This is a genomic window from Paractinoplanes bogorensis (assembly GCF_018829635.1).
Lineage (GTDB): Bacteria > Actinomycetota > Actinomycetes > Mycobacteriales > Micromonosporaceae > Actinoplanes > Actinoplanes bogorensis.
Genome location: NZ_JAHKKG010000011.1, coordinates 1 through 25,674, shown reverse-complemented (window position 1 = coordinate 25,674; position 25,674 = coordinate 1). Strand labels below are relative to the sequence as shown.

The window sequence follows — 25,674 nt, the reverse complement described above, 5'->3', positions numbered from 1 at the left end:
TTGTCACAGTGTCAAGGTCAAGCGGCGCAACCGGCGGGACGACAGCAGGACGGCCGCTGACGCCGCCGCGCCGAGGCCGGCCGCCGCGGCCATCCGGGTGGCTTCGGCGGCCGGATCGTGCTCGATGACCTGAACCTCGACCGTCCGTTGGGCCGGGTCGGGCAGATCCAGGTGGGCCGGGACGGGCGCGCCCAGCGCCAGGACGACGGCGAGGATCATGCGTGGTGTCCCATGTGACCGCCGGGGCAGGTGACGCGCGGGTTCCACATGCTGAAGGTGCCGGCCGGGTTGTGCTTGAAGACCCACACGTGCAGCGAATAGAACGGCGGCAGCCCGTAGCGGTTGGGACTGGCGGTGTAGTCGAACCTGTGTCCGTACAGGGAAGGCCGTTTCTTGTGCTTGGCGTCCCAGGCCTGCTTGATCACCACGTATTCGACGGCGGCCAGCTTGAGACGGCCCGAGTGGTCGGGTTCGTAGACCATGGCCTCGGGGGTGCGGGCCCGGATCGCGCCGTCGCCGACCAGGTCGCCGTTGACGTAGTGGACGCCCATCGCGCCCATCCCTGGCATGTCGATGCAGGCGATGCCGTTGACGTCGACGAACCGGCCGTAGCCGGCCTTCTCGGCCACCGGGACCGACTTGTACTTCGCCGTCGCGTGCTTGAGGCGTTCCAGGTCGTGATGGCACCAGGACGCGTACGCGGGAGTGGCGACCCCGGCCAGCAGCGCGGCGCTGAAGATCGGGGCCAGAAGTCTGCGGAGCATGGTCGTTCCTCGCTTCCCGGCCGGGGCATCCGGCCTGCTCAAACGCTAGGAGCGGGCACCGGTGGGCGGATCGGCAGCGATTACCCAAGTTGCCGGGTCGGGTTGCCTACACAACCGTCGACGGCGGCCGGGCCGGCGGGCAGGGTGGAACGGTGGGTGAACTGGCGGAACGGGACGGCCAGCTGGCCGCCCTGGGCGAGGCGGCATCGGCCGGGCACGGCGTGCTCGTGCTGCTCGGCGGTGAGGCCGGCAGCGGCAAGACGGCGTTGCTGCGACGGTTCGCCGCGGGCCGCCCCCGGGTGCTGTGGGGGTCGTGCGACCCGCTGTTCACGCCGCGTCCGCTGGGCCCGTTCGCCGACATGGCCCGGGGCACCGGCGGTGAGCTGCTCGAACTCGTCGACGGCGGGGCCAGGGCCTACCGGATCGCCGACGCGCTCGTCCGCGCGTCCGAGGCGGCGCCCGGCACGATCATCGTGGTCGAGGACGTGCACTGGGCCGACGAGGCCACCCTCGACGTGCTGAGCCTGCTCGGCCGGCGCATCGAGACGATCCCGGCCCTGGTCGTGGTGACCTATCGCGACGACGAGCTCGACCGCTTCCACCCGCTGCGCCGGCTGCTCGGCGAGACCGCCACGGCCCGGCGTCTGAGCGTGCCGCCGCTGTCGGCCGCGGCCGTCGCCGGGCTGGCCGAGCCGTACGGGGTCGACGCCGCCGAACTGCACCGCACCACGGGCGGCAACCCGTTCTTCGTGACCGAGGTGCTGGCCACACCGGAGGAAAGAATTCCCGCGACCGTACGGGACGCGGTGATGGCTCGCGCGTCCCGGCTCAGCCCGGAGGCCACGGCCGCGCTGGAGGAGATCGCGATCGGGCTGACCCCGGACGATCCCGGCGAGGCGCTGAACTCCGGCATCGTGGAGGACGGCCCGGGCGGGGTCGCCTTCCGCCACGAACTGGCGCGGCAGGCGATCGAACAGTCGCTGACCCCGAGCCGCCGGGTCGCCCTGCACCGGCGTGCCCTCGAGACCCCCGGCGACCCGGCCACACTCGCCCATCACGCCGAGGCGGCCGGCGACACCGCCGCCGTGCTCCGGTTCGCTCCGGCCGCGGCCCGGCGCGCGGCCTCGAGCGGCGCGCACCGCGAGGCCGCGGCCCAGTACGCGCGGGCGCTCCGGTTCGGCGGCGCGCTGCCCGCCGAGGAGCGGGCCGAGTTGCTCGAGAGACGCTCGTACGAGTGCTACCTCACCGACCAGATGGACGCCTCGATCGACGCCCTCGAGCAGGCTGTGGAACTGTGGCGGGCCACCGGCGACCACGTGCGGCGGGGCGCGGCGATGTCGCAGCTGTCCCGCGAGTTGTGGTGCCTGGGCCGCACCAGCGACTCCAACCGGATCGGCGGCGAGGCGTTGCGCCTGCTGGAGGCGCAGCCACCCGGACCGGAACTGGCCGACGCCTGCAGTGTGCTGGCCGCGACCCACATGAACGCCGAGCGCTTCGAGCAGACGGTGACGTGGGCCGAGCGGGCGCTACGGGACCCCGACCCCACGGTGCAGGTGCACAGCCTCAACAATCTCGGCACCATGCAGCTGCTGACCGGCCGGCCCGAGGGCTGGGACAATCTGTCCCGCAGCCTGGAACTGGCCGAGGCGGCCGGGCTCGACGACCACATCGGACGGGCCTACATCCACCTCGGCTGGGCCATGACCCGCACCCGCGCCTACCACCTGGCGCCCTGGCTCGACCGCGGTCTGGAGGCGTGCCGCAAGCTGGGGCTGGAGGCCTGGGAGTACTACGTGGTGGTCTACCGCGCCCGCTTCCACCTCGATTCCGGGCGCACCGGAGAAGCCGTCGAGGACGCCGAATACGTGCTGCGGTCGGCCCGGTCGGTGCCCCTGCTCCGCCTGCTGGCGCTCACCGTGCTCGGCCTGGCCCGGGCCCGCCGCGGCGATCCGCACCGGTGGTCCGCGCTGGACGAGGCGCTCACCCTGGCCAAGGGGCAGACCGAGCTGCAATATCTGGCTCCGGTGGCGACCGCGCGCGCTGAGGCGGCCTGGCTCGACGGCCGCACCAGCACCGATGAGAACGACACCTTCGCGCTGGCGGTGAAACGCGACGCGCGCTGGGTGTCGGGCGAGCTGGCCTGGCTGCGACGCCTGGCCGGCGGGCCCGAGATCAAGATCAAGACCGTTTCCCCGTACGCCCGTCAACTGGCCGGCGAGCAGCGGGCGGCCGCCACTGAGTGGACCCGGCTCGGGTGCCCGTACGACGCCGCCCTGGCCCTGGCCGGCTCGGACGACGAGGGCGATCTCCGCCGGGCCCTGTCGGAGTTCCAGCGTCTCGGGGCCAAGCCGGCGGCCGCGATCGTCAGCCGCCGCCTGCGAGCCCTGGGCGTGCGGGACGTGCCCCGCGGTCCCCGGGCCGAGACGGCGCGGCATCCGGCGTCACTGACCCGGCGGGAGGCCGAGGTGCTGGCGTTCCTGCGGCGTGGCGAGCCGGACGCGGAGATCGCCGCCCGCCTGCACCTGTCGGAGAAGACGGTGCACCATCACGTCTCGGCGATCCTCCGCAAGATGGGCGTGGCCAACCGGCGGGAGGCCGCGTCCGAGGCGACCCGGCGCGGTTTGATCACTTCCTGAGCGGCGGTGGGCGCGTCCAGGGCCGCCACGACAAGCCGAAGCGGATCCGGGGCCTTTACGCCCGGCAGCGGCTCCACTCCCGGCAGCGGCTCTACGCCCGGCAGCGGCTCTACGCCCGGCAGCGGCTCCGGGGCCGGCAGCGGCGTGAAGACCACCGACGGCCGGGCGGCCACGACGGGAATCTCGACGGTGGCTTCGACGAGGGCCGCGGCGGCCGGCAACCGACCGGCCGACCCGGCCACGGCCGAGGCCAGGTGCAGCACACTGCGGTCGCGGGCGGCCGGCTCGAGCCGGTCGACCAGGTCGTGGGCCAGCTCGCGCAGGCGGGGCACGAGCGCCGGATCGGCGTCGTCCACGACCACCGCGTGCCCGGCCGGGTCGGCCACCCGGGCCCGGATGCGCGCGGCGTGCCGGGGCGCCCGGGGCGGGCGGATCCACAGGCCGGACTGCACGAGCTCGACCACCGCGTCGTCGGTGTAGCGGTAGACCCGCGGCTCGACCTCCTCGGTCAGCACGGCCGGCGGCTGGTGGCTCACCACCAACGGAACCGTGGTGCCCGAGCGCGGCAGATAGCTCAGCTCCCGGGTGTACGGGGCCCAGCCGTGCCGCCCGTCGAACGGAACGGTCAGCAGTTGCGGCCGGGCCGGTTTGCCGGTCGGGATGCCGGTGAAGCAGACGACCGGGGCGTCGAGCAGGTCGGCCAGCGCCTGTCCGAGCGGCGCCCCGGCCAGCCGCACCGGACCGTAGTGGACGAACCGCGCGTGGTGCCGGCCATCCTCGGGCAGTCCGTGCCAGAACCGGGCCACGTCGTCCAGCGGCAGCTCGGGCGTGCCCGGACAGCCCAGCACCACGGTCATCGCCTCGGGCTGGCACGGCACGGCCGACGTCAGCCACTGCCAGTGGGCGGCCACGGCGGCGTCGTCCCGGCTGTCGCGGATCCAGACCCCGCCCGGCAGCGGCTCGGCCACCGCGTTGGCGCCGGTCGGCCGCAGGCCGGCCACGGATGCGTCCCAGGCCGGGCGCGGGTAGCGCTTGCCGGCCCAGCCGGGTCCGCGGCCGGGGTGGTGCCGCACCCAGCCGCTGTCCTGTTCGGCGTGCACGAAGAGGGTGCCGGCGCTCCCCCGCAGCACGTGCCCGTGCGGCGCGGTGACCGGGCGGCCGAGCCGGTCCGAGAGCCACTGCCCGGCCAGGGCGACCGTGTCCGGTGCGGCGCCGCAGACCACCAGGCGCAGCCCACGTCGACGGCGCGGCAACTCGCGGCCGACCGCCTCCCAGAGGCCCATCGGCAGCTCGTCGTGCAGGTCGAGGACGACGATGTCGTTGTCCTCGTCGGCCGGGACAGCCATGGCGATCGACAGCGCCTCGGCGCCGATCTTCTCGCGCGCGTGCAGCACCAGCGCGTGGCCGACGGTGTGCCGGCCCAGCGGTGCTACCGGCACGGGTCTGCGCAACAAGCTAGATCATTCCGGCCCGCAGCGCGTACGCCACCGCGTGCGACCGGTTCCGCAGCTTGAGCCGGTGGGTGAGGTTGTAGATGACGTTCTTGACGGTGCGCTCCGAGTAGCACAGTTCCCCGGCGATCTCGGTGGTGTCCTTGCCGTCGGCCATCAGGCGCAGCACGTCGATCTCGCGCGGGGTCAGGCCGGAGGCGTTGAGCCCGTTCGGCGCCAGCACGTCGCGCTGCAGCCGCTCGATGTGCTTGAGCAGCTCGCCGACCATGTTGGGCGGGAGCACGCCGCCGCCGGTGGCCGCGGCCATCACGCTATGCACGAGCCGCTCGGCGCTGACCGCGCCGCGGGGCAGGATCGCCACCACCCGGTTCTCGACCGCGGTGAGCAGCTCGCTCTCGTTGATCTCGTTGACCACCAGCACGACCGGCAGCGAGGTCTCCAGGGCCGTGCGGCGCAGGACCGTCACCACGTCGGCGGTCAGTTGCTCGTACGCGAACACGAGCACGTTCGCGTCCCGGCGGTCGGTGGCGCGCAGCAGCGAGATGCCCGGAGCCGACTGCAGAAGGTTGGCGAGGCCCGCGTGGCTGAGCGGGTCCGACGCCTGCAGGACCACCCGAACTCGTTCCACCGAAACCTCCGTCTGCGTTGAGGGGACGGCGGCCAGTCAACGGAGGACATCTTCAGAAAATCTCCAAGCCCCCTTCACGGCGTCAATAGGCAGCCGAATTCACAATGAGGCTCATCGATGGGTAACGGTGCTGTAATCACACGGTTACGGCTGTTGGCGGCGTGCCAACCGTAAAGCCTCGACGTATTTCGGGATCTCCACTGTGGCCAGTTCCAGACGTCCGGGGGCCAGTTGATCAGCAAAGATGGCGTCCACCGTCTGGTCCGAGAGCTCGCCCGCCTCGCCGGGCGACGCCTCCCGCCGGCGCTGCAGCAGACGCAGCCGGGTCCGCACCTCGGCCAACGTGCGCTCCAGGGACTCGATGGCCGCGTCGGCCTGCCCCGGGTCCAGCCGCAGCCGCCCCTCGGCAGCGAGCGAGCGGAACAGCTCTCCCGCGAAGGGGTCGGCGGGGATGTCGGGTCGGGCCGGCACCTGTCGAGTGCACCAGCCGACCGGCCGCCGGGGAAGCGCTTTCGCGGTTCGCTGCCCCGATTACCCCCGGTGGGCGCCCGAGCGAACATCGTGCGCAAGCCCTTGTAAAAACTCGTGAAAGGCGGTTAAGAATGTAGGACGCAGTTCATGGGGTGAGTGCCTGACCGGTTTTTATGCGGCCAGGAAGTGGGAGCGATCCCCTAGCGACGAGGTAAACAGAAAATGTCGGCGGTGCACGAGGGAATGGACCTTCGTCTGCTCGGGCCGGTGCGGGCGTCGCGCGACGGCGTGGAATTCGCCCTCGGTTCGGCCCGCCGCACGGCCGTGCTTTGTGTGCTGGCTCTGCACGCCGGACGCGCGGTCTCCCGGGAGCAGTTGATCGCCGGAGTCTGGGGCGAGGACGCGCCGGCCAGCGCCACCGCCAACGTCTACACGTACGTCTCCTCGCTGCGCCAGGCCCTCGAACCGGCCCGCGACCGGTGGGCCGCCGGACAGTTGCTCACCTCGGGCGGCGGCGTCTACGAGCTGCACATCCGGCCCGGATCGGTCGACGTGCTGCGGTTCGAGGCTCTGCGCGAGACGGCCCGGGAACGGCGGGCGGCCGGGGATGCGGCGGGTGAGCTGGACGCCGTACGGGAAGCCCTGGCCCTCTGGGACGAGGCCGAACCCCTCGAGGGGGTGCCCGGACCGTTCGCCGCGGCCCAGCGCCTGCGGCTGACCGAGCTGCGGCTGGCCACGGCCGAGCGGATGGCCGAACTGGAGACCGGCGGCACCACCCGCCCGGCCCCCGACGTCCCCCTCCCGGCCCGGCGGCCCCCGGTCGCCCGGCAGCGGCTGTTCTTGAGCGGTCGCACCGCCGAGGTCCGGCACCTGCGCCGCGCCGCCACCGAGGCGATGAGCGGGCGCGGCCGCAGCGTCCGGATCGAGGGCGGTCCCGGATCGGGCAAGACGGTGCTGGTCGCGGCCGCGCTCGACGGGCTGGACCGGGTCGGCTGGGCGGTCGGCGACGAGCTGGCCCAGCGGTTGCCCCTGGGCGTGCTGCTCGACTGCGCCACCGACGCCGACCCCGACCTGGCCCGGCGCCTCGTCGCCCTGGCCGCCGACGAGCACGCGGGCGGCATCGTGGACCGGGCGGCCCGGCTCGTCCGTGACGCCGCCGCCGCGGCACCCCTGATCCTGGTGGCCGACGACCTGCACTGGGCCGACCCGCTCACCGTCCGGGTGTGGGCCGCCCTGGCCGCCGGCCTCGACGAGGTCCCGCTGCTGCTGGTCGCCACCACCCGGCAGGCCCGCGGCCCGGCCGCCGACGTCATCGCGCTCGGCCCGCTCGACCCCGGCGCCGCCACCGCGCTGATCCGGGCCGCCGCCCCCGAACCGCCCGAGCCCCGGCGGCTGACGAGCATGCTCGACGACGCCGGCGGCAACCCGTACTACCTGCGTCACCTGGCCGAGGACCGCACCGGCGCGAGCCTGGCCGCCGCGGTCGAGGCCCACCTGGCGCCGCTGCCCGAGGCGACCCGGATGGCCCTGCGTGGCGTGGCCTTCCTCGGCGCCTGGACGCTGGCCCGGCCCGGCCCCGAACCGGTCTCCTGCGTGCTGTCCGAGCTGGCCACCGCCGGCGACCGCGACCCGGACGAGGTGGCCGCGGCCCTCGGCCCGGCCCGCGACGCCGGGCTGCTGATCCTCGACGACGACAGGGCCGAGTTCCGGCACCGGGTCGTCGCCCGCACCCTGCACGAGAGCACTCCCGGCGCGCTGCGGACGGCGCTGCACCGCTCGTTCGCCGACCGGCTCGCCTCGGCCGGCGGACCGCCCGAGCTGGTCGTCGCGCAACTGCTGGCCGGCGACGTCCCGCTCGACGACAGCATCGCGGCCTGGCTGTCCGTCCAGGTCGAGCCGCTGGCCTGGCGGTCGCCGCAGATCGCGGTGACCGTGCTCCAGCGGGTCCGCGCCCACCACGGCCTGGCCCCGGCCCGCCGCCTGCCGCTGACCGCGTGGCTGGCCCGGCTGCTGCTGCGCGAGCGGCGCAACGCGGCGGCCGAGGCGGGCTGGGTGGCCGCCCGCACCACCGATCCCGAGATGGAGGGCGAGATGCGCTGGATCGCCGCCCGGTCGCACGAGCAACGCGGCCGGTTCGAGGTCGCGGCCGAGATCGCCCGGGGTGCCCTGCGCGAACAGCGGATCACCCCGACCTGGGCCGAAGCGCTCCGGCAGCTGCTGGCCCGCGTCACGCCCGAGCCGGCCCTGGTCGGCGACCGCACATGACCGGCGAGCGCCTCACCGTCCAATTGCTCGGCCCGGTCCGGGCCCGGCTCGGCGATCACGAACCGGCCCTGGGCGCGGCCCGCCAGCGGGCGCTGTTCGCCCTGCTGGCCACGGCGGCCGGGCGCTGGGTGAGCCGGGACGAGCTGATCGCCGGGATCTGGAACGCGTCCCCGCCGGCCACCGCGGCCGGCAGCGTCTACACCTACATCTCCGGTCTGCGCCGGGCGCTCGGCGCCGACCGGTTGCTGTCCGGTCCGGCCGGCTACGCGCTGCACGTGACCCCCGAGGACGTCGACAGCGAACGGTTCGCGGCCCTGTGCGAGGAGGCGGCCGGCCGCACCGGTAAGGAGGCCGCGGTGCTGCTCGACGAGGCGCTCGGGCTGTGGCAGGGCGACGAGGCGTACGCCGGGCTGTCCGGTCATCGCTTCGAGCTGGCCCGGGCCCACCTGGCCGAGCGCCGGCTGGCCGCCGTCGAGCAGCGCGCCCGGCTGCTCACCGAGCTGGGCGACGACGGCGTGGTGGCCGAACTGGCCGGGCTGGTCCGCGACCACCCGTTGCACGAACCGCTGCACGAGCTGCTGATGACCGCGCTCGACCGGGCCGGCCGCCGGGCCGAGGCGCTCGAGGTCTACCGCTCGGCCCGGCACACGCTGCGCACCGAGCTCGGGGTCGAGCCGAGCGCCGGGTTCACCGAGGCCTACCAGCGGATGCGGGCCCCGGCGGCCGAGCGGCCGGTGCCGTCGCTGATGCCACCCCAGGTCACCCGGGCGCTCGGCGACGGGACCCCGCCGGTCGGCCGGGAGAGCGAGGTCAGCCGGCTCCGCGGCCTGGTGCACGAACTGGCCGGGGGTCAGGGCGCCGCCGTCTTCGTCGAGGGCGAGCCCGGCATCGGCAAGTCCGAGCTGCTGACCGCCGCGTTCGGCGACGCCGGAGCGTCGATCGGCCAGGTCGCCTGGGGCATCACGGTCGAACTCGACCGGCACGTCCCGTTCCAGGTGCTCGTCCGGGCGCTCGGGCTGGAACCGTCCTCGCCGGACGACCGGGTCGCGGCGGTGGCGGTCGCGCTGCAGACCGGCAGCGAGGACGAGGCCGCCGACCGGCTCCTGGCCTACGTGCGGGCGGCCTGCGCGATCGCGCCGCTCCTGCTGGTCGTGGACGACCTGCACTGGGCCGACACCTCGACCCTGCGGTTCTGGGACCGGCTGGTCGCCTTGACCCGGCGGCTGCCGCTGCTGCTGGTGAGCGCGGCCCGGCCCGAGCCCGACGGCCGTGAACTGGCCCAACTGCGCCGCGGGGTGCAGGCCCGGCACGGGCGGCTGATCCGCCTCGGTGCGCTGCCGCCCGCCGCGATCGAGCAGCTGGTCGTCCGCCTCGCCGGCGCCCCGCTCGGGCCCCACCTGGCCACCGTGGTGCCGAAATCCGGCGGCAACCCGCTCTGCGCCCGCGAGATGACCACCGCCCTGCGCCGCCGCGGTGTGATCCGGATCCGCGACGGGGTGGCCGAGATCCCCGGCGCGATCGAGGTGGAGGCACCCGAGTCGCTGCTGGCGATGATGTATGCCACCGTCGACCTGCTCTCCCCGGCCACCCGCGAGGTGCTGCGGATGGCCGCGCTGCTGGGCGCTCAGTTCGCCGTCGACGACCTGGTCGCGGTGACCGGGCGGCCGCCGTTCGACCTGGTCGGCGATCTGGAGGAGGCGCTCAGCGCGAACATCGTGGTGGACGCCGGCCCGGCCCTGGCCTTCCGGCACCCGTTCCTGCGCCAGGCACTGCACGACGGCATTCCGGTGGACGAGCGGGCCGGGCTGCACCGGCACATGGCCGAGGTGCTGGCCCGGGGCGGCCCGAACGCGGTCATCCGGGTCGCCGAGCAGCTCGCGGCCGAGACCCCGGTGATCGACGAGTGGGTGGTCACCTGGCTGGTCGGCCACCACGCCGAGGTCGTCCGCCGGGCCCCGCAGACCGCCGGCGACCTGCTGCGCGCCGCGCTGAGCAGCGGCCGGGCCACCCCCGGGCAGCGCGAGGTGCTGCTGGTCGCGCTGGTCCGGCTCGATTTCCGGTACGACCGGTGGCCGCTCGACGAGGCCCGCGAGGCGGCCGCCCTGGCCACCGACCCGTCCGACCGGGCCGAGATGCGCCAACTGCTGGCGGCCATGGTGTTCCGCCGGGGCGAACCGGCCGCGGCCATCCACCTGCTCGAGGGGGCGATGTCGGACGCGCGGACGCCGGCCATCTGGCACACCCGGCACCGTGTGCTGCTGGCCAACTTCCACCGCGGATCGCTCGACGACCTGGACCGCGCCGACCGGACCGCGACCACGATCCACCAGCGGTCCCTGGCGAGCGGGCGGCTCTACGAGGCGGCGTACGCGCTGCAGACCTCGTGGCTGACCAACTCGATCCGGCGTGACCACGAGCAGGCGCTGGCCTATGTCGACCGGGCCCTCGAGCTGATGGTCGACCACCGCGACCTGCCCGGCATGTATCTCGACCTGCTCGACAACCGCATGTTCACGCTGCAGAACCTGGACCGGCTGGACGAGGCCGAGCAGACCCTGCGGACCGCCTCGCTCTACGGGATCCGGCACCGCCTGCAGTCCGGCCTGCCGGTCGCGGCGGCGGTGCAGTTCTATTGGCGCGGGCGCTGGGACGACGCGATGGCCGAGGTCAGCGCGGTCACCGAGGACGCGCCCGGGCTCACCTATCTGGGCCTGCGCGAGCCCGGCGCGGTCGGCATGCTGCTGCACGGGGTGGGCGCGCTGATCGCCGCCCGGCGCGACGACCCGGTGCTGGCCCGGGCCCATCTGGAGCAGGCCGAGACGCTGCCGGCCAGTGACGCGGAACGGGAGAGCTGCGACTTCCTGCTGGTGGCGCGGGCCCTGGTGGCCGAGCAGCAGGACCGGGCGGACGAGGCGCTCGACATCCTCGGCCCGCTGCTGGTGCCCGAGTATGCCCCGTTGATGCTGCGCCACCAGTGGCTGCCCGCCGCGACCCGGCTGGCCCTGACCGCCGGGCGCCGCGACATCGCCGAGCAGGCCGGCCGGATCTGCGCCGAGGAAGCTGCCCGCGAGGTGCGGCCGGCCCGCGCGTTCACCGCCGCCGCGCGGTGCCGGGCGCTGCTCACCGGCGATCCGGAGCCCGCGCTGGCCGCGGTGGCGCAGTTCCGGGCGGCGGGCCGGGTGGCCGAGCTCGCGTCCGCGCTCGAGGACGCCGCGGTGCTGCTGGCCACCAGCCGCCGCCCGCACGAGGCGGCCCGCACCGGCGGCGAGGCGGTCGAGTTGTTCGAGCAGCTGGGCGCCGGGTGGGACGTCCGGCGGGTCAAGCGGCGGCTGGCCGAGTGCGGCGTCAGTGCAGAGTGATCTCGACCGGGCCCATCTTCTGCTCGGCCAGACGTCCGGCGTTGGCCGCCGCCGCCCGTACGGCCTCGGCAATCGCCTGCTGCAACGCTTCGGCGTCGCGCTGATCGAAGACCGACGGATCCACCCGTACGCCGTGCAGCTTGCCCATCCCGGTCGCCAGCACGGTCACCGTGCCGTCGGCCGACCGGCCCGTGACCAGCGACCGCTCCAGATCGCCCTGGGCGTCGCGCATCTGCTTCTCGAGGGCTTGCGCGCGCTCGAAGAACTCCTCCATGCCCGGCACGGAACCTCCTAGGAGACGGCGGCCAGGCCGACGCTGTGCCGCTGGACGGTCAGGTCGGCGAGCGCGAGGGTGCGCGACGCCGCGGTGCGGGTGAGGCCCCAGGAGAGCAGGTGCGCGGCCCGGACCGTACGGTCGGACAGGCCCGACGCCATCTCGGCCAGTGCCGCCCGCACGTCGTCGGGCACCTCGTGGCCCCGGCGCACCAGGTGCCGCACGACGATCTCGGCCAGCTCGGGCGCGGTGTAGGCGGGCATGGTCCAGCGCCGGCCGAAGACCTCGTCCAGAGCGGGTACGGCCGTGGTCAGCTCGCGGGCCGCGTCCGGCTCGGCCAGCAGCAGCACGACCGGGTCGCCGGGCGCCCGCCGCATGCCGTCGACCAGCTCGGCCACGATGTCCGGACCGCTGCCGGTGCCGTCGTCCCCCGCGTAGTCGACCAGCAGCACGCCCCCCTCGGCGTCGGCCATCGCGGCCTCGACCAGGCTGCGGATCTGACCCGGCCACTGCGGTGCCAGCTCGCGCCCGGTGCTGACCCGGATGAGCTGCCCCACCGGCACCAGGTCGAGCTCGGACAGTCCGGCCGCGTAGAGCCGGGCGAACTCCCGGCGCCCGCTCCCGAGGGGCCCGGTCAAGAAGACATTGGCGTTCTTCCCGTACGCCCGTCGGCGGTTCCGGAGTTCACACACCTGCAGCAGGGCCTCGCCGACGGCGTCGCGCACCGAGGTCGCGCCGACCAGCCCGCACACCCGGCGCCAGCTGCGGGTGGCGTTGATCGCCGCGGCCGGGTTGCCGGCCACGTCGGGCTGGTCGGACTGCTCGACCGGCAGGTTGTCGAGCAGCTCGAGCTCGGGCGCGAGGTCGAGCGCGGTGAGCCGGTTGAGCTCGCTGTCCTTGCTCGGCGGGGCCATCGCCAGCCGGGACGCCTGATTGTTGATCATGGCTTCGAACAGCTTGCGGGCCACGCGGCCGTTGCCGAACGTCGCGTTCTTGGGGACCCGGGCGAAATAGGCGCGCAGCGCGTCGACGGCGTCGTCGGTCAGCTCGTAGTAGTGCTTGCCGCACAGGTTCGAGGTGATCGTGACGAGCTCGTCGACGGAATAGTTGGGGAACTCGACCGTACGGGTGAAGCGGGAAGCCACGCCGGGGTTGGACTCGAGGAACCGTTCCATCAGCTCGGAGTAGCCGGCCACGATCACCACCAGCTCGTCGCGGTGGTCCTCCATCATCTTCATCAGCGCGTCGATGGCCTCCTGGCCGAAGTCGGGCCCGGCGCCCCCGGTGCCCTGCGACAGCGTGTACGCCTCGTCGATGAAGAGCACCCCGCCGAGGGCCTTGGTGACCAGCTCGGTGGTCTTGATCGCGGTCGAGCCGATGTACTGCCCGACCAGGTCGGCCCGGGCCGCCTCGATCATGTGGCCCTTGCTCAGGATGCCCAGCTCGGCCAGCACCGAGCCGTAGAGCCGGGCCACCGTGGTCTTACCGGTGCCGGGCGGGCCGGCGAAGACCAGGTGCCGGCTCATCGGCGGCATCGGCAGGCCCATCTGCTGCCGCACCTGGGCCATCTTGATCAGGTTGATCAGCGCGGTGACCTCCTGCTTGACCCCCCTGAGGCCGATCAGGCCGTTCAGCTCGCGCAGCGGTCCGTCGAGCTCACCCGGCGGCTCCTCGCCGGCGTTCTCCTGGTCCGGCTCCTCGGCCGCAGCCGAATAGGACGGCGCCGGCGATGTCGGGGCCGAACTCGTGGTCGCGGCCCGACCGGCGCTCAGCACTTCGCCGGTGACGTCGGCGCCGGCCGCCTTGTGCACCTGCTCGCCGCCGCTCTGCTGCACCACACAACGGGTCAGCCTGACCGGCTCGGTCGTCTCGACGTCGAACCCGGCGCCGCCGCTGCCGAGCACCTCGCAGTCGGTGAACTCGCCCCGGCTGCCGCCGCCGAGCGCGACGCCGTGCCGCCCGGCCCGGCGGATCCGGGTCTCGGTGGCCAGCACCACCGCACCCGGTCCGGCCTCGATGCCGTCGGCCGGCGCGTCGGCGATCTCGGTGTCGCGCAGCCGCAGCTGCCCGTCGGTGACCCGGATGCCGGCCGTGGACACCATGCCCGACCGCAGATCGAGGAACGAGCCGGACAGCACGACGGAACCGATGAACCGCGCGTCGCGAATCGTCGCGCTCGCGCCCTCGGCCAGGTCGAGCGCGGTGCTGTGCTCGATCTCCAGCTCGCCGCCGTCGACCGTGGCGCCGCCCTTGACGGTCAGGCCGCCCGTGCCGGCGCGCAGCTTCGTCACGACGGCCGACGACGCCCCGGCGAACACCGCACCGCCGCGCAGCGTGGTGCTCTCGAAGTGCGGCGCCGACTCGTCGTCGACGCTGATCCCGACCGGCGCGCCCTCGACCGTGCAGCCGGTGAACCGCGGTCTGGCCTTGCCGGTGACGTGCACGCCGGTGTGCCCGGCGCCGTCGAACACGCAGCGCTCGAACCGGGGCGCGGCGCGGTCGGCGATGTGCGCCGACTGCAGCGTGGCCCCGGTGAAGCGGGAGTCGCCGATCAGCACGTCGATGTCGCCGCGCAGGAAGAGGTCGACGTTGCCGCTGCCGGTCACGGTGAGCCGCTGGATGCGGGCCCAGCCCTGCTGCTCGACCACGACCGCGGGTTTGCCGGCCCCGCTGATCTCGCACTGCTCGGCGGTGAGCCGGCCGTCACCGTTGACGCAGACGCTGTTGGCGCCGGTGTTGCGCACCGCGCACCGCCGCAGGGTCAGCTGGCCCTTGTCGGTGACCACCACCCCGGAGGTGCCGACGTCGGTGACCACCGTGTCCTCGATGGTGCTGGGCGCGGCCGAGGTGACCACCACGCCGGCGCCGGACGGACTGCGCACCTCGCAGTCGCGCAGCGCGAGCGAACCGTCCAGGCGGGCCAGCAGCGTCGTCCAGGAGGCACCGGTGATCGCGCAGTGGTCGAGCGCGACCTCACCCGCGTAGACGTCGACGGCCGCCAGTTTGGGGTCGGCGCTGGCCAGGGTGACCCCGCGCAGCTGGGCGCCCTCGCCGTGGACGACCAGCACGCTGCCCTCCTCGACCCGCACCTCGACCGGGCCGTCGCCGGCCGCGCTGATCGTGACCCGGTTGCCGACCACGAGCTTCTCGGCGTAGCGGCCGGTGTGCACGGTGATGGTCGCGCCCGCCTCGGCCCGGGCCAGGGCGGCGCCGATCGTCGAGAAGGCGCCGGGCTGCCCGCCGCCGACCACCAGGTGCCGGGTCATCGCGCACCCACCCCCGCCCGCTCCAGGCCCGGCAACAGCCCGAACCGCTCCCCCGCGGCCGCCCCGACCCGCCGCTTGGGGTCGGCCGTGGCCCAGCGCTCGATGCTGCGCCGCAGCGAGGTGACCGCCAGCTCGTCGAGCGAGACCCGGTCGGGGTCGACCCGGCCGTCCTCGCCGATCTCGTTGGCGCCGATCTCGCGCATCAGCACCGCGCCGCGCTCGTCGCCGGACGGCTCGCGCAGCTCGAGCACCTTGAAGTGGGTGCCGGGCAGGAAGAGCACCCGGTCTTCGACCCGCTCGTCGCCGTCCGGTTCGAGCAGCGCCGTGCGCCGGGCGGTCATCGACCACACCAGCACGTCGGTGTCGCCCTCCTGGCTCTCGCACGGGCCGGTCAGCGCGTTGACGAACGACCAGTCGGTGACCAGCTTGCGCTCGCGGTAACGGTCCCACTCGGCGCCGTCCGGGGTGGCGCGATAGACCGTGGTGCCGCGGAACGACGGCAGCCGGGACAGGCCGGCCACCGCGCAGCGGGCCAGCGGCACATGCGGGCCGGTGACCCCCGAGCGCAGCCCGTTGTCGATGCCGGCGCCCCGGCGCGAGAGGTAGAGGCGGACGGCGACCGAGTCGGCCAGGATGTCGTCGGCGCTGACCGCGCCCGAGCCCTGCAGGCCGGGGTGCTCGGACATGATGCGGGCGACCGAGCTGGCCATCGTGTCGAACTCGCGGCTGAGCGTGCGGCGCAGCCAGGAGCGTTCCTCGTCGAGGGCGCGGCGCTTGGGCAGCAGGGCCGAGGCCGCGGCGGCGGGCACCGGCTGGCGCCGCACCTCGTCGACGGCCGCTTCCGGCTCGGCGGGCTTCGCGGGGGTCTTCGGCGCGGTCTTCGGCGGAGCCGGGATGAGGGCGGCCGGGATCGCGGGGACGACGGGCTCGGGGATGACGACCGGCTCGGCCGGCGCCACCGCCGCGGCCGGCGGGACGGGCGGCGCGGCCAACGGCGTCGGCTGGATCGGCGTCACGCGGGCGGCGACCTCGCTCGCGGGGGCGGCGACCTCGTTCGACGTCGCGAGCACGTTCGACGTCGCGGAAGCGGGCAGCGCCGGCGCGACGGGTAGCGCGGGTGCGGGTGCGACGGATGGCAGCGCGACGGGGGCCGGCGGGACGGACGGGCGCGCGACCGGCGGCGGCGCAAGGGGAGCGGCAGCTGCCGGGACGGCGATCGGGGCCGGGGCCTCGACGGGCGGTGCGAAGTCCACCGGCGACACCGAGACCGGCGACAGGGGCGGTGCGGGCAACGCCGGGGCCGCCACGGGCGCCTCGATCGGGGCCATCGGCTCGGGCGCCACCGGCAGGGCCGCCGACAGCACCGCGTCGGCCCGGCCGGCCGGCTTCTGCCCGGGCACCAGCACCGAGGCCGGGAACAGCGCGCTCTCGTCGCCCAGGGTGGGGTCGACGCGGGCGGCCAGGTCCTCGGCCAGCTCGCGCATGCGCCCGGTGCGTTCCTTCAGCGAGTCGTCGAAGATGAGCGTGCTGCCCTCGGGGTCGAGCCGCGTGGCCCGCACCCGCTCGGCGTTCGGCGGTTCCTCGGCCGGGCGCACCCAGAGGCCGGCCTGCACGACCTCGATCACCGCGTCCGGGGCGTACCAGTAGACGCGGTTCTCCACCTCCTCGACCCAGCGCAGCGGGCCGCGGTGGCTCAGGATGGACGGGCGGCGACCCTTCGAGTTGGGGTGCGCGCGCGGCTGATAGCTGAGCTCGAGCGCGAACGGGGGCCAGCCGAGCACCCCGTCCTCGCGTACGGTGCGAATCTCGAACTTGGCCGGCGAACCGATCGGCACGCCGGTGTAACAGATCACCGCCGTGCCCAGCAGATCGGCCAGCGCCTGCCCGAACGCCTCGCCCTCGGGCAGCCGGATGTCGCCGTACTGCACGAAGCGGGCCCGGGTCCGGCTCTCCTCGTCGAGCTCGCGCCAGAAACGAACCACGTCGTCGAGTGAGAGGGCCGGGGTGCCGGGGCAGCCCAGCAGCACGGTCATCACCTCGGGCTGGCACGGCACGTCGGCCACCAGCCGCTCGCGGTGCCCGGCCACGACCTCGGGCTCGCGGGTGTCGTGGATCCACACCCCGCCCGGCAGCGGTTCGATCTCGCCGGTCGAGCTGGACGCCCGCCGCTCGGTCACCGCCTGGTCCCACAGCGGGGTCGGGTAGCGCTTGGCGTGCCAGGCGGGCGGCTTGCCGGGCCGGAAACGCACCCAGCCGCTGCCCGGGACAGAGTGCACGAACAGCCCGCCGGCCGCCCCGCGGATCAGGTCGCCGTCGGGCGCGATGACCGTACGGCCGAGCCGCTCGGCAAACCACTGCCCGGCCATCGCGGCCGCGTTGCGCTGCTCGCCGCAGGCCATCAGCCGGATGCCGCGACGCCGCCGGGGCAGCACCCCGGCCATCGACTCCCACGAGGTGATCGGCAGGCCCTCGCCCAGGTCGAGCACCACCACGTCGTTCTCGAGGTCTTCGACCACGGTCAACGCCAGCGACTGGGCCTCGGCGCTGATCGCCTCCTCGGTGTGCAGCACGACCGCGTTGCCGACAGTGTGCTGCAACGCGCCCTGACCGGGGTTGCGGTCGCCGCGCATCAGGCTTCGGATGGACACCACGGTTTCTATCCTCTCGCCAGGCTGGTGACGGCTTCACGGCTCAGCACGGGCCCCTGCGGCAGGCTCGCGAGCAGTTCCTTGGGGAACGGGACGGGGGCGGTGCTCGCGAGTTTCAGCGAGGCGGCCGTGGTCTGGTCGGCCAGCCGGTAGGCGGTGCCCTCGTCCGAGATGAAGGAGATCTTCTTGGCGGCCACCTTGGACGCGAGCGGCACCGGCAGCACCGCCATGCCGCTGCCCCGGCGGGCCAGCACGGTCGTCTGGCCGTCGGCATAGACGCCGGACGCCCAGGTCGGCGCGAGCACGACCATGCTGCCGACCACCTCGGGCGCGATCGGCCGCTGCTGCATGCAGACGGCCTGTCCGGCCGAGTCGGCCAGGCTCAGCGACGCGAGGTCGGGCAGGCGGTCGAGCAGGGAACGGTCGGCCGAGCGCCGGGTGCCGACCACGTCGGCCGGGTCGACGCGTACGGGCGGACCTGGGGTTTTGGCGTCGGCGATGAGGAACTCGGTGCGGCTCATCGGGGCCAGGCCGTCCCGTTTGAGCACGAAGTGCTGGTCATCGCCCTGGCGGAAGAGCGTTCCCACCGCGTACGCCCGTCCGCCCACCCGCGGCCCGTCGGAACCCGCGCCCGGGATCTTCGCCGGGGCCAGAGCCGGACCGTCGCCGAGCCAGTCGAGCCACATCGCCGGGGCGGACGGCGGGTTGATGGCGGCCGCACCCAGAGCGACCAGCACGGCGTCGTCGTCGATGCGGTACTTGAGATAGTTGGCCAGCAGGTACGGGACGCCGTTGGGCCCGCGCACGACCAGGAACTGTCCCGTCGGGACGGGCGTGGCCGGGGTGGCCGGTTCGAGGTTGACGCCCAGCCCGCTGACCTTCCGACCGGTGACCACCGAGCCGGGCAAACAGACCAGCCACGGGCCCTTGGTCAGCGCGTCGGCCGCGGGCATCTGCTGCGGAGCGCCGGCGACGCCCAGCGGGAGGCCGCGGGGCACGTCCTTGAGCGAGTTCCGGGAGATCAGCTTGATCTTGCCGGCGCTGCCCTGGATCAGCATGGCCGAGGTCAGGTCGGGGGTCTGGTGCAGCGCGCCGTCGAGATAGACGTAGCGGTTGCCGGTCTCCTTCTCGACCAGGATCGCGCCGGCCTGGCGATACGCCTTGCTGCCCCCGGGGACGATCCAGCCGTACACCGCGAACCCGCCGACCAGCAGCACCAGCAGGATCAGGCCGACCAGCAGCCCGGTCTGGGCCCGGCGGCCGGGGATCTCGGCGCCGGTCGGATCGCCCTCGACCAGGGCCGAACTGAGCCGGCCCATCATGAAGGTGTGGGCGTGGACGTGGTCGCGCTGGGTCTGCACGGCGGCCTACCCGAAGAGCCCGCGGGCCCAGGCGTAGAGCCCCAGGATCTGCGCCAGGATCGGCAGGACGGCGACCCCCGTGCCGACGTCGAGGAAGGTGGCCGTGTACTCCCAGAACGGCAGCATCCGCCGGGGCCAGGGCCGCATCGCGGCCAGCACCAGCGGCACGACGATCGCGAGCAGTCCGGACAGCAGCACCCAGCGCCAGCCGCCGGACAGCATCGAGGACAGTCGCATGATCACCATGAGGAGGCCGACGGTACCGGCCAGGGTCAGGGCCAGCCGCTGCCACAGACCGAGGAAGGTACGCGCGCGCAACAGGATTGCACCCGATACCACGAGCACGAACGTCCAGCCGGGCCAGCCCGGCGAGCGGATCGCGAAGTGGAACAGCACGGGCAGCACCAGCGCCGACGTGACCAGGGCGACGGTGAGATAGGTGTCGGCGTCGTCGGTGCGGCGGCGGACCACCTCGGACGAGGCGGGCTCGATGTCGTACGTCATGTCGGAACCGGTCTTCGGCAGCTGCGGACCGCGCAGCCGGGCGAACTTCACCGCGGCCCGCGGCGACACCACGATGACCGCGAGCACGATGGCGACGGCGATCGCGGCGGTGCGCGGGGCGGTCATGCCCGAGCCGCTCTGCATCAGAAGCACGCCCGCGACCACGGCCGCGGTCACCGCGACGACCAGCATCGGGGCGAACGGCAGGTGCGGGGTCACCGTGCGCTGCGCGATCAGCAGCACCGCGGCCACCCCGGCCACGGCCGTCGCCGCCGCCAGCAGGGCCGGGCCGGTCACGACGATGGCCTCCGGATCGCCGTCCATGGCGCTCGACGCGGCCAGCGCCGCGAACGCCGCCGCCCCGAGGCCGAACAGCAGCGCGAAGGCACCGTCGGGGACCTTACGGGCGTACACCAGGGAAGCCGTGAAAAATGCCGCGGAGAGCACGCCCGCCGCGATGACCTGCGGAAGCACCGGACCGCGGTCGGTGAGCACGGCGGCCAGCACGGCCATGGCCACGACCGACAGCACCAGGAACAGCACCCGCCGGTACTCCGGCTGCCAGCGGTCGGAGCGACGGTTGACGGTGGTCGCGATGCCCTCGGCGACGTCGTCGAAGTCCAGCTCGGGCAGCGGATCCTCGGCCCGCCGCAGGTACAGCTCCTCGCCCTCGAGCCAGTCCAGGCTCTCGGGGGTGCCGGTCAGCTCGAACGGCGTCTGACCCAGGCGCTGCAGCACCCAGGCGCCCTCCGGCTCGTCGCTCTCCAGCCGGCGGCCGGACGAGGTGTGCTGCAGCAGCACCGGCAGCAGCCCGGAGACCGGGGTCGCCGACGGCACGGCCAGGTCGATCCGGCGGTCCGGGCCGATGACGGTGATCCGGCACAGCTGCCGGTCCATGGCGGTGGTCATCCGCGCTGTCCTCTTCTCATGCCACGATGCCGGTCTGCATCAACGACACGCCGCGGCGCGTCACCAGTTGGGCCCGTCCCGGGGGCAGCCGGCGCGGCGGCGCCTCGCCCAGGAACTTGCCCTCTTCCTTGGGGTACGACAGCAGCGTGGCCGCGGTGCCCAGCTCCCACAGGCGGCGGATGACCGGGTCCATCATGGCCCGCATGGCGCCCGAGGTGCTGCGCGCGACGATCACGTGCAGGCCGATGGTGAGACCCTGCGCGAGCAGCGGCAGCAGCGGATCCAGGGTCGAGCCGGCCCCGCTGCCCTTGGTCATCAGGTCGTAGTCGTCGACCACGACGAACAGCTCGGGCCCCTCCCACCAGTCGCGGCGGCGCATCCGCTCGGAGGAGATCTCGGGACCGGGCACCCGCCGGTTCATCGACACCGAGGCCTGGCCGGCCAGCTCGTACAGCTTGTCGCCGGTGAAGCCGAAACCGACCTGATAGGCGGCGGGCAGCGCGGTGTCGAGGTCGCGCCGCGAGTCGCCCAGCACCACCTTGGCCTGCTCCGGGGTGTAGCGCTCCTGGATCGCCCGCAGCACCAGCCGCAGCATGTTCGACTTGCCGGTCTCGTTGTCGCCGAAGACCAGCATGTGCGGCGTGGCCATGAAGTCGTGCCAGACCGGGGCCAGCCGCTGTTCGTCCAGGCCGAGACAGACCTTGAATTCCTTTTCCGGTACGGGCAACTGCTCCACCGGCAGCCGGGTCGGCAGCATCCGTACGCCGGGAGCGGGCGACCCGGGCCAGAAGGTGCTGATCTCCTCGGTCACCGACTTGGTCGCCTCGGCCAGGTCGTCCACCGCGGAGCTGCCGTCCATCCGGGGCAGCGCCCCGAGGAAGTGCAACCCGTCGGCGGTGAGGCCGCGGCCGGGCTGGTTGGGCACGGTGGCCGCCTTGCGCGAGCCGACCTCCGACTCCATCGCGTCACCCAGCCGCAGCTCGAGCTTGGTGCCGATCAGGTCGCGCAGCCAGGTGCGCATCTCCGACCAGCGGGTGGCCGTGATGATCACGTGGATGCCGAACGACAGACCGCGCGAGACCAGCTCCTGGAACCGGGAGTCGAGCTCGGTGAAGTCCTGCTTCATCGTGTAGAAGCCGTCGATCACCAGGAACACGTGGCCGAACGGGTCCTCGATCTCGCCCCGCCGGCGGGCGGCCAGATAGGCGTGCATCGAGTCGAGCCCGCGCGCCGCGAACTCGGCCTCGCGCTGCTCCATCACCTGGCCGATCTCCTGGATCGTGCGGACCACCCGGTCGCGCTCCATCCGGGTCGCGATCGAGCCGATGTGCGGCAGACCCGCGATCGACGACAGACCACCGCCGCCGAAGTCGAGCCCGTAGAACTGCACCTCTTCCGGGGTGTTGGCGAAGGCCAGACCCAGGATCAGGCTGCGCAGCAGGGTGGACTTGCCGCTCTGCGGGGCACCGGCGATCCCGACGTGGCCGTCGGCGCCGCTCAGGTCGGCGATGAGCAGCTCACGCAGCTGATCCTGGGGACGGTCGACCACGCCGACCGGAACGCGGAGCCGGCCCCGGGCGTCCGGCTCCTCGACCGTCATGCCCCGTACGGGATCGGGAATGACACTCGGCAGCAGCGAGTCGAGACTCGGGGCGGCCGAGAGCGGCGGCAGCCACACCTGACGGGCGGGCGGACCGGACGCGGCGAGACGGTCGAGCAACACCTCGACCAGGCTCGTCCCGGTTTCGTCGGCCACCGGCGCGGGCGTCGCGGGCTTCTGACGCCCGGGATCGCGGCGGACGTCAACCTGGCGCGTGGTGAACGGAACGACGTCCAGTTCGGGCTGCACGTCGTCGTCGAGGCGCTCGCCGAGCGTTCCGGTTCCGGAATACGGTCCCGACACGTACGCCGACTTGAAGCGCACCAGGTTGGTCGTGTCCAGCTTGAGATAGCCGTTGCCGGGTTCGGGCGGCAGCTCGTAGGCCTTGCCCACGCCGATCACCGAGCGCGACTCCATCGACGAGAAGGTGCGCAGAGCGATCCGGTACGACAGGTGGCCCTCGACGCGGTTGATGCGGCCCTCGTCCAGGCGCTGACTTGCCAGCAGCAGGTGTACGCCGAGGCTGCGGCCCAGACGTCCGATCGAGACGAACAGGTCCATGAACTCGGCCTTGCTCGACAGCAGCTCGCTGAACTCGTCGACGATGATCAGCAGCACCGGGAACGGGACCAGATGGGCGCCGGCCGCGCGCGCCTTCTCGTAGTCGAACAGCGACGCGTAGCCGCTGGCCCGCAACACCTCCTGGCGGCGGGTCATCTCGCCCTGCAACGCGTCCTGCATACGGTCGACCAGCGGCAACTCGTCGGCCAGGTTGGTGATGACGGCCGACGTGTGCGGCAGCTTCTCCATGCCCAGGAAGGTCGCGCCGCCCTTGAAGTCGACCAGCACCAGGTTGAGGATCTCCGAACTGTGCGTGGCGGCGAGGGCGCACACGAGCGTACGGAGAAGCTCGGATTTGCCGGATCCCGTGGCCCCGATCAGCAGGCCGTGCGGGCCCATGCCGCCCTGCGCCGACTCCTTCAGGTCGAGCTCGATGACCTCGCCGTCCTCGGTCACGCCGATCGGCACCTGCAGCCGGTTGCGCTGCGGCTGACGCGTACGCCACAGGGCCGGTACGTCGAACGTGTGCGCGTCCCGGATGCCGAGCAGCGCGGTCAGCTCGAAACTCGACTCCATCGGCTCGTCCACCACGTCGAGCGTGCCGCTGGTCCGCCGGGGCGCGATGATCCGGGCCAGCGCGTCACACTGGGCCGGGCCGAGCGCGTCCCGGGCGGCCGAGCCGGTGGTGTCGCCGGCCGGGAACCGCACCTCGTCCCCGTCGATGGTCAGCCGCAGCACCTTCGGGCCGCCCGGCATGTCACCGGTCAGATCCAGCAGAGCCACATTGCGTACGCCGGCACCCAGCAGCCGCGAACTGTCGGGCAACTCGGCCAGGTGCGCGACGATCACCAGCAACGGTTCGGTGGCGCTGGGCCGGGCCGTACGGTCGTGGTCGCCCCGGTCGTTGATCTCCGGACCGAGCAGCTCCATCAGGTCGTCGTGGGTGCCCGCGAACAGGCGCACCGGCCCGGCCGCGTCGAACGCCGTCGGGTGCGCGTTGTGCGGCAGCCACTTCACCCACTCCCACGGGCCGCTGTGCACCTCCTCGGCCAGCACGGCCACCCGCAACTCGTCCGGCGCATGGAAGGTCACCAGCTGCGCCACCATCGCCCGGGCCAGGTCGATGGCCGGGTCGACCGGACCCTCGAACTCGATGCTGGTGAAACTGCGCAGCCCGACCGAGATCGGGATGCCGTTCACGGTCCGGTACGCCTCGGAGAACCGCCGCAACGAGATCGAGGCCAGCGGCTCCAGATCCTCGATCGGCTTGGTCGACGGCGGACTGAACGTGAGCATGGCGTTCTGCCGGCCCAACCCGATCCGTACCCGGCCGAAGTCGTCGTGACTGGGGCGCCGCTCCCACAACCGGCTGCTCATCGCCAGCGACCACAACCAGCTCGGCTGCGGGTTGTTCCACAACACGTGCCGCCGCTGCTGATCGGCCGCCGTCCGGGCCTGCTTACGCAACTGGTTGATGTAGCGCAGGAAGTCACGCCGCTCGCCGCGCATCTTCCGCTTGCGGTCACTGGCCGCGCGGCCGATCTGCATGACACCCATGAGCAGCATGCCGGCCGCCATCGCGCCACCCATGACATACATGACCGGGGCCCGGCTGTAGAGCCCGAACATGGCCATCATGGCGCCCATGCCCAGACCCATCGGCACGATCATCGCGAACGACCGGAAGTCGAGCGGGGCCTCCTCCGCCATCAGCGGCGGCTCCTGCAACTCGATCCGCCCCTCGGGCGCCTCCGGCCCGGCCGCGCGCGGAGGTCGCTTGACGGTGACGGTGCTCATCCGAGAGTCCCAGTGTTGTCGGCGCCGCCACCCCAGGCGTCGTCGTCCTGCTTGAGAAGCTTCACGGCGTATCGATCGTTGCGGAAGCGCTCGGCCGCCTTCAGCTCGTCCTCCTCGTCGTCGTGGTCCTTGGCTTTCGGCTTCTCCTCGGGCGCCTTCTTCGCGGCCAGGCGGCGCTCACGCATCATCTGGTAGCGCTCCTCGACCGACATCTCCGGGCCGCCGCACCGCAGGCGGTCATCCCCGCTCGTCTCCTGACCGGCCGGGGTGGCCCGGCGCCAGACGGCGCGCCCGGTCATCGGTTGTCCGCCGCGGTAAGCCAGGACGCGTCCGCGTCGTCCCAACCGGACATGTCGTCGTCCTCCTCGTCCGGGCGAACCACCGGCACGTAGTCGTCCGCAGGCTGTTGCTGCTGCTTTTCGGCCCAGGAACGGTCGTCCTCGCTCAGGAAGGCCGCGGACTCCGGGCGTTCGGGGTCTTCGCGGTCGTCCTCGGCCGATCTGAGCGGGGCACCGGCGGCCATCCCGCTGGTGGCCCGGTTGTCGGCAATCACCGGGGCGTCGCGGGTCAGGGCGGTCGCCGGGTGCTGGGTGGGGCCTTGCGCGGATGCGGTGGAGGCTTGTCCGGGCGTGGTGGGGCTTTGTCCTATCGCGGCTGGGCTTTGCCCGATCGCGGCTGGGCTTTGCCCGATCGCGGCTGGGCTTTGCCCGATCGCGGCTGGGCTTTGTCCGGCCGCCATGGATGCCGGCTGTCCCGCCGGGGCAGGTCCGGTGCTGCCGGCGCTCACGGCTACGGCGGCTGCAGTCGCCGCCCCAGCCGCAGCGGCGGCCGCAACCGTCGTGGCGGCGGCGCCGGGTTGTGCGGGCGGTTCGGCCCCGCCTTGCGCCGGTGCGGTAGCCGGGTCGGCCGCCGATGGTCCGGATACCACTGGGGTGGGAGCCTGGGGCTCGGCCCCGGCGGGTGCTTGGGCGTCAGGCGGGGTCGGTGCCTGAGGCTCAGCCGGGGTCGGTGCCTGAGGCTCAGCCGGGATCGGTGCCTGAGACTCGGCCGAGATCGGTGCCTGAGGCTCAGCCGGGATCGGTGCCTGAGACTCGGCCGAGATCGGTGCCTGAGGCTCAGCCGGGATCGGTGCCTGAGACTCGGCCGAGATCGGTGCCTGAGGCTCAGCCGGGATCGGTGC

16 protein-coding genes are annotated in these 25,674 nt (G+C 73.4%); 3 read left to right on the top strand and 13 right to left on the bottom strand.

Features of this window, described 5'->3' with window-relative positions:
• Positions 1-3: 3 nt before the first annotated feature.
• Positions 4-219 carry a hypothetical protein gene (locus KOI35_RS32280; protein ID WP_215792471.1) on the bottom strand — a complete coding sequence of 72 codons (216 nt, stop codon included), beginning with the start codon at positions 217-219 and terminating at the stop codon, positions 4-6.
• Positions 216-764 carry a hypothetical protein gene (locus KOI35_RS32275; protein WP_215792470.1) on the bottom strand — a complete coding sequence of 183 codons (549 nt, stop codon included), beginning with the start codon at positions 762-764 and terminating at the stop codon, positions 216-218. Before KOI35_RS32275 ends, KOI35_RS32280 begins: the two co-directional genes overlap by 4 nt.
• Positions 765-916: 152 nt before the next feature.
• Here KOI35_RS32275 and KOI35_RS32270 point away from each other — a divergent pair, with 152 nt between their 5' ends.
• A complete protein-coding gene (locus tag KOI35_RS32270) occupies positions 917-3,400 on the top strand; it encodes an ATP-binding protein (RefSeq protein ID WP_215792469.1) in 2,484 nt (827 codons plus the stop codon).
• Here KOI35_RS32270 and KOI35_RS32265 read toward each other — a convergent pair.
• From KOI35_RS32265 to KOI35_RS32255, 3 genes are all read right to left on the bottom strand, one after another.
• Positions 3,310-4,839: a hypothetical protein gene (locus KOI35_RS32265; RefSeq protein WP_215792468.1), complete on the bottom strand. Its 1,530-nt coding sequence runs from the start codon at positions 4,837-4,839 to the stop codon at positions 3,310-3,312. The genes KOI35_RS32270 and KOI35_RS32265 overlap by 91 nt on opposite strands.
• A gap of 16 nt (positions 4,840-4,855) precedes the next feature.
• The gene (locus tag KOI35_RS32260) at positions 4,856-5,479 is read right to left on the bottom strand and encodes a helix-turn-helix transcriptional regulator (protein ID WP_215792467.1); all 624 of its coding nucleotides are present in this window, start codon (positions 5,477-5,479) and stop codon (positions 4,856-4,858) included.
• Between the two features lie 144 nt (positions 5,480-5,623).
• A complete protein-coding gene (locus KOI35_RS32255) occupies positions 5,624-5,950 on the bottom strand; it encodes a hypothetical protein (RefSeq protein WP_215792466.1) in 327 nt (108 codons plus the stop codon).
• A 222-nt stretch (positions 5,951-6,172) separates the two neighbouring features.
• Here KOI35_RS32255 and KOI35_RS32250 point away from each other — a divergent pair, with 222 nt between their 5' ends.
• A complete protein-coding gene (locus KOI35_RS32250; protein ID WP_215792465.1) occupies positions 6,173-8,215 on the top strand; it encodes an ATP-binding protein in 2,043 nt (680 codons plus the stop codon).
• Positions 8,212-11,574, top strand: a complete 3,363-nt coding sequence (locus KOI35_RS32245; RefSeq protein ID WP_215792464.1) for an ATP-binding protein — start codon at positions 8,212-8,214, stop codon at positions 11,572-11,574. The genes KOI35_RS32250 and KOI35_RS32245 overlap by 4 nt, the downstream gene beginning before the upstream one ends.
• Here KOI35_RS32245 and KOI35_RS32240 read toward each other — a convergent pair.
• The 8 genes from KOI35_RS32240 to KOI35_RS32205 are packed head-to-tail and all read right to left on the bottom strand — an operon-like array spanning position 11,561 to position 25,047.
• Positions 11,561-11,848 (bottom strand): YbaB/EbfC family nucleoid-associated protein, encoded by a 288-nt coding sequence (locus tag KOI35_RS32240; RefSeq protein WP_215792777.1) that lies wholly within the window; start codon positions 11,846-11,848, stop codon positions 11,561-11,563. The two genes, KOI35_RS32245 and KOI35_RS32240, sit on opposite strands and share 14 nt — an antisense overlap.
• A 17-nt stretch (positions 11,849-11,865) precedes the next feature.
• A complete protein-coding gene (locus KOI35_RS32235) occupies positions 11,866-15,114 on the bottom strand; it encodes a right-handed parallel beta-helix repeat-containing protein (RefSeq protein WP_215792463.1) in 3,249 nt (1,082 codons plus the stop codon).
• Positions 15,111-17,744, bottom strand: a complete 2,634-nt coding sequence (locus KOI35_RS32230; protein ID WP_215792776.1) for a hypothetical protein — start codon at positions 17,742-17,744, stop codon at positions 15,111-15,113. The genes KOI35_RS32235 and KOI35_RS32230 overlap by 4 nt, the downstream gene beginning before the upstream one ends.
• A gap of 26 nt (positions 17,745-17,770) precedes the next feature.
• Positions 17,771-19,123 (bottom strand): type VII secretion protein EccB, encoded by a 1,353-nt coding sequence (eccB, locus tag KOI35_RS32225; RefSeq protein WP_215792462.1) that lies wholly within the window; start codon positions 19,121-19,123, stop codon positions 17,771-17,773.
• A gap of 6 nt (positions 19,124-19,129) precedes the next feature.
• Complete coding sequence (eccD, locus tag KOI35_RS32220; RefSeq protein WP_215792461.1) at positions 19,130-20,536, bottom strand: type VII secretion integral membrane protein EccD; 1,407 nt, start codon at positions 20,534-20,536, stop codon at positions 19,130-19,132.
• Between the two features lie 16 nt (positions 20,537-20,552).
• Entirely contained in the window at positions 20,553-24,494 is a 3,942-nt protein-coding gene (eccCa, locus tag KOI35_RS32215; protein ID WP_215792460.1) for a type VII secretion protein EccCa, read from the bottom strand.
• Positions 24,491-24,793, bottom strand: a complete 303-nt coding sequence (locus KOI35_RS32210; protein ID WP_215792459.1) for a hypothetical protein — start codon at positions 24,791-24,793, stop codon at positions 24,491-24,493. The genes eccCa and KOI35_RS32210 overlap by 4 nt, the downstream gene beginning before the upstream one ends.
• On the bottom strand, positions 24,790-25,047 hold the full coding sequence (locus KOI35_RS32205; RefSeq protein WP_215792458.1) for a hypothetical protein: 258 nt from the start codon (positions 25,045-25,047) through the stop codon (positions 24,790-24,792). Before KOI35_RS32205 ends, KOI35_RS32210 begins: the two co-directional genes overlap by 4 nt.
• Between the last annotated feature and the right edge of the window lie 627 nt (positions 25,048-25,674).

What these genes read in the sequence shown, in the direction of transcription:
- KOI35_RS32245 (WP_215792464.1), top strand. Translation starts at nt 8,212, where the DNA reads ATGACCGGCGAGCGCCTCACCGTCCAATTGCTCGGCCCGGTCCGGGCC.
- KOI35_RS32210 (WP_215792459.1), bottom strand. Translation starts at nt 24,793, where the DNA reads ATGACCGGGCGCGCCGTCTGGCGCCGGGCCACCCCGGCCGGTCAGGAG.
- KOI35_RS32280 (WP_215792471.1), bottom strand. Translation starts at nt 219, where the DNA reads ATGATCCTCGCCGTCGTCCTGGCGCTGGGCGCGCCCGTCCCGGCCCAC.
- KOI35_RS32230 (WP_215792776.1), bottom strand. Translation starts at nt 17,744, where the DNA reads ATGCGCGGCGACCGCAACCCCGGTCAGGGCGCGTTGCAGCACACTGTC.
- KOI35_RS32235 (WP_215792463.1), bottom strand. Translation starts at nt 15,114, where the DNA reads ATGACCCGGCACCTGGTGGTCGGCGGCGGGCAGCCCGGCGCCTTCTCG.
- eccD (WP_215792461.1), bottom strand. Translation starts at nt 20,536, where the DNA reads ATGACCACCGCCATGGACCGGCAGCTGTGCCGGATCACCGTCATCGGC.
- KOI35_RS32250 (WP_215792465.1), top strand. Translation starts at nt 6,173, where the DNA reads ATGTCGGCGGTGCACGAGGGAATGGACCTTCGTCTGCTCGGGCCGGTG.
- KOI35_RS32275 (WP_215792470.1), bottom strand. Translation starts at nt 764, where the DNA reads ATGCTCCGCAGACTTCTGGCCCCGATCTTCAGCGCCGCGCTGCTGGCC.
- eccCa (WP_215792460.1), bottom strand. Translation starts at nt 24,494, where the DNA reads ATGAGCACCGTCACCGTCAAGCGACCTCCGCGCGCGGCCGGGCCGGAG.
- KOI35_RS32240 (WP_215792777.1), bottom strand. Translation starts at nt 11,848, where the DNA reads ATGGAGGAGTTCTTCGAGCGCGCGCAAGCCCTCGAGAAGCAGATGCGC.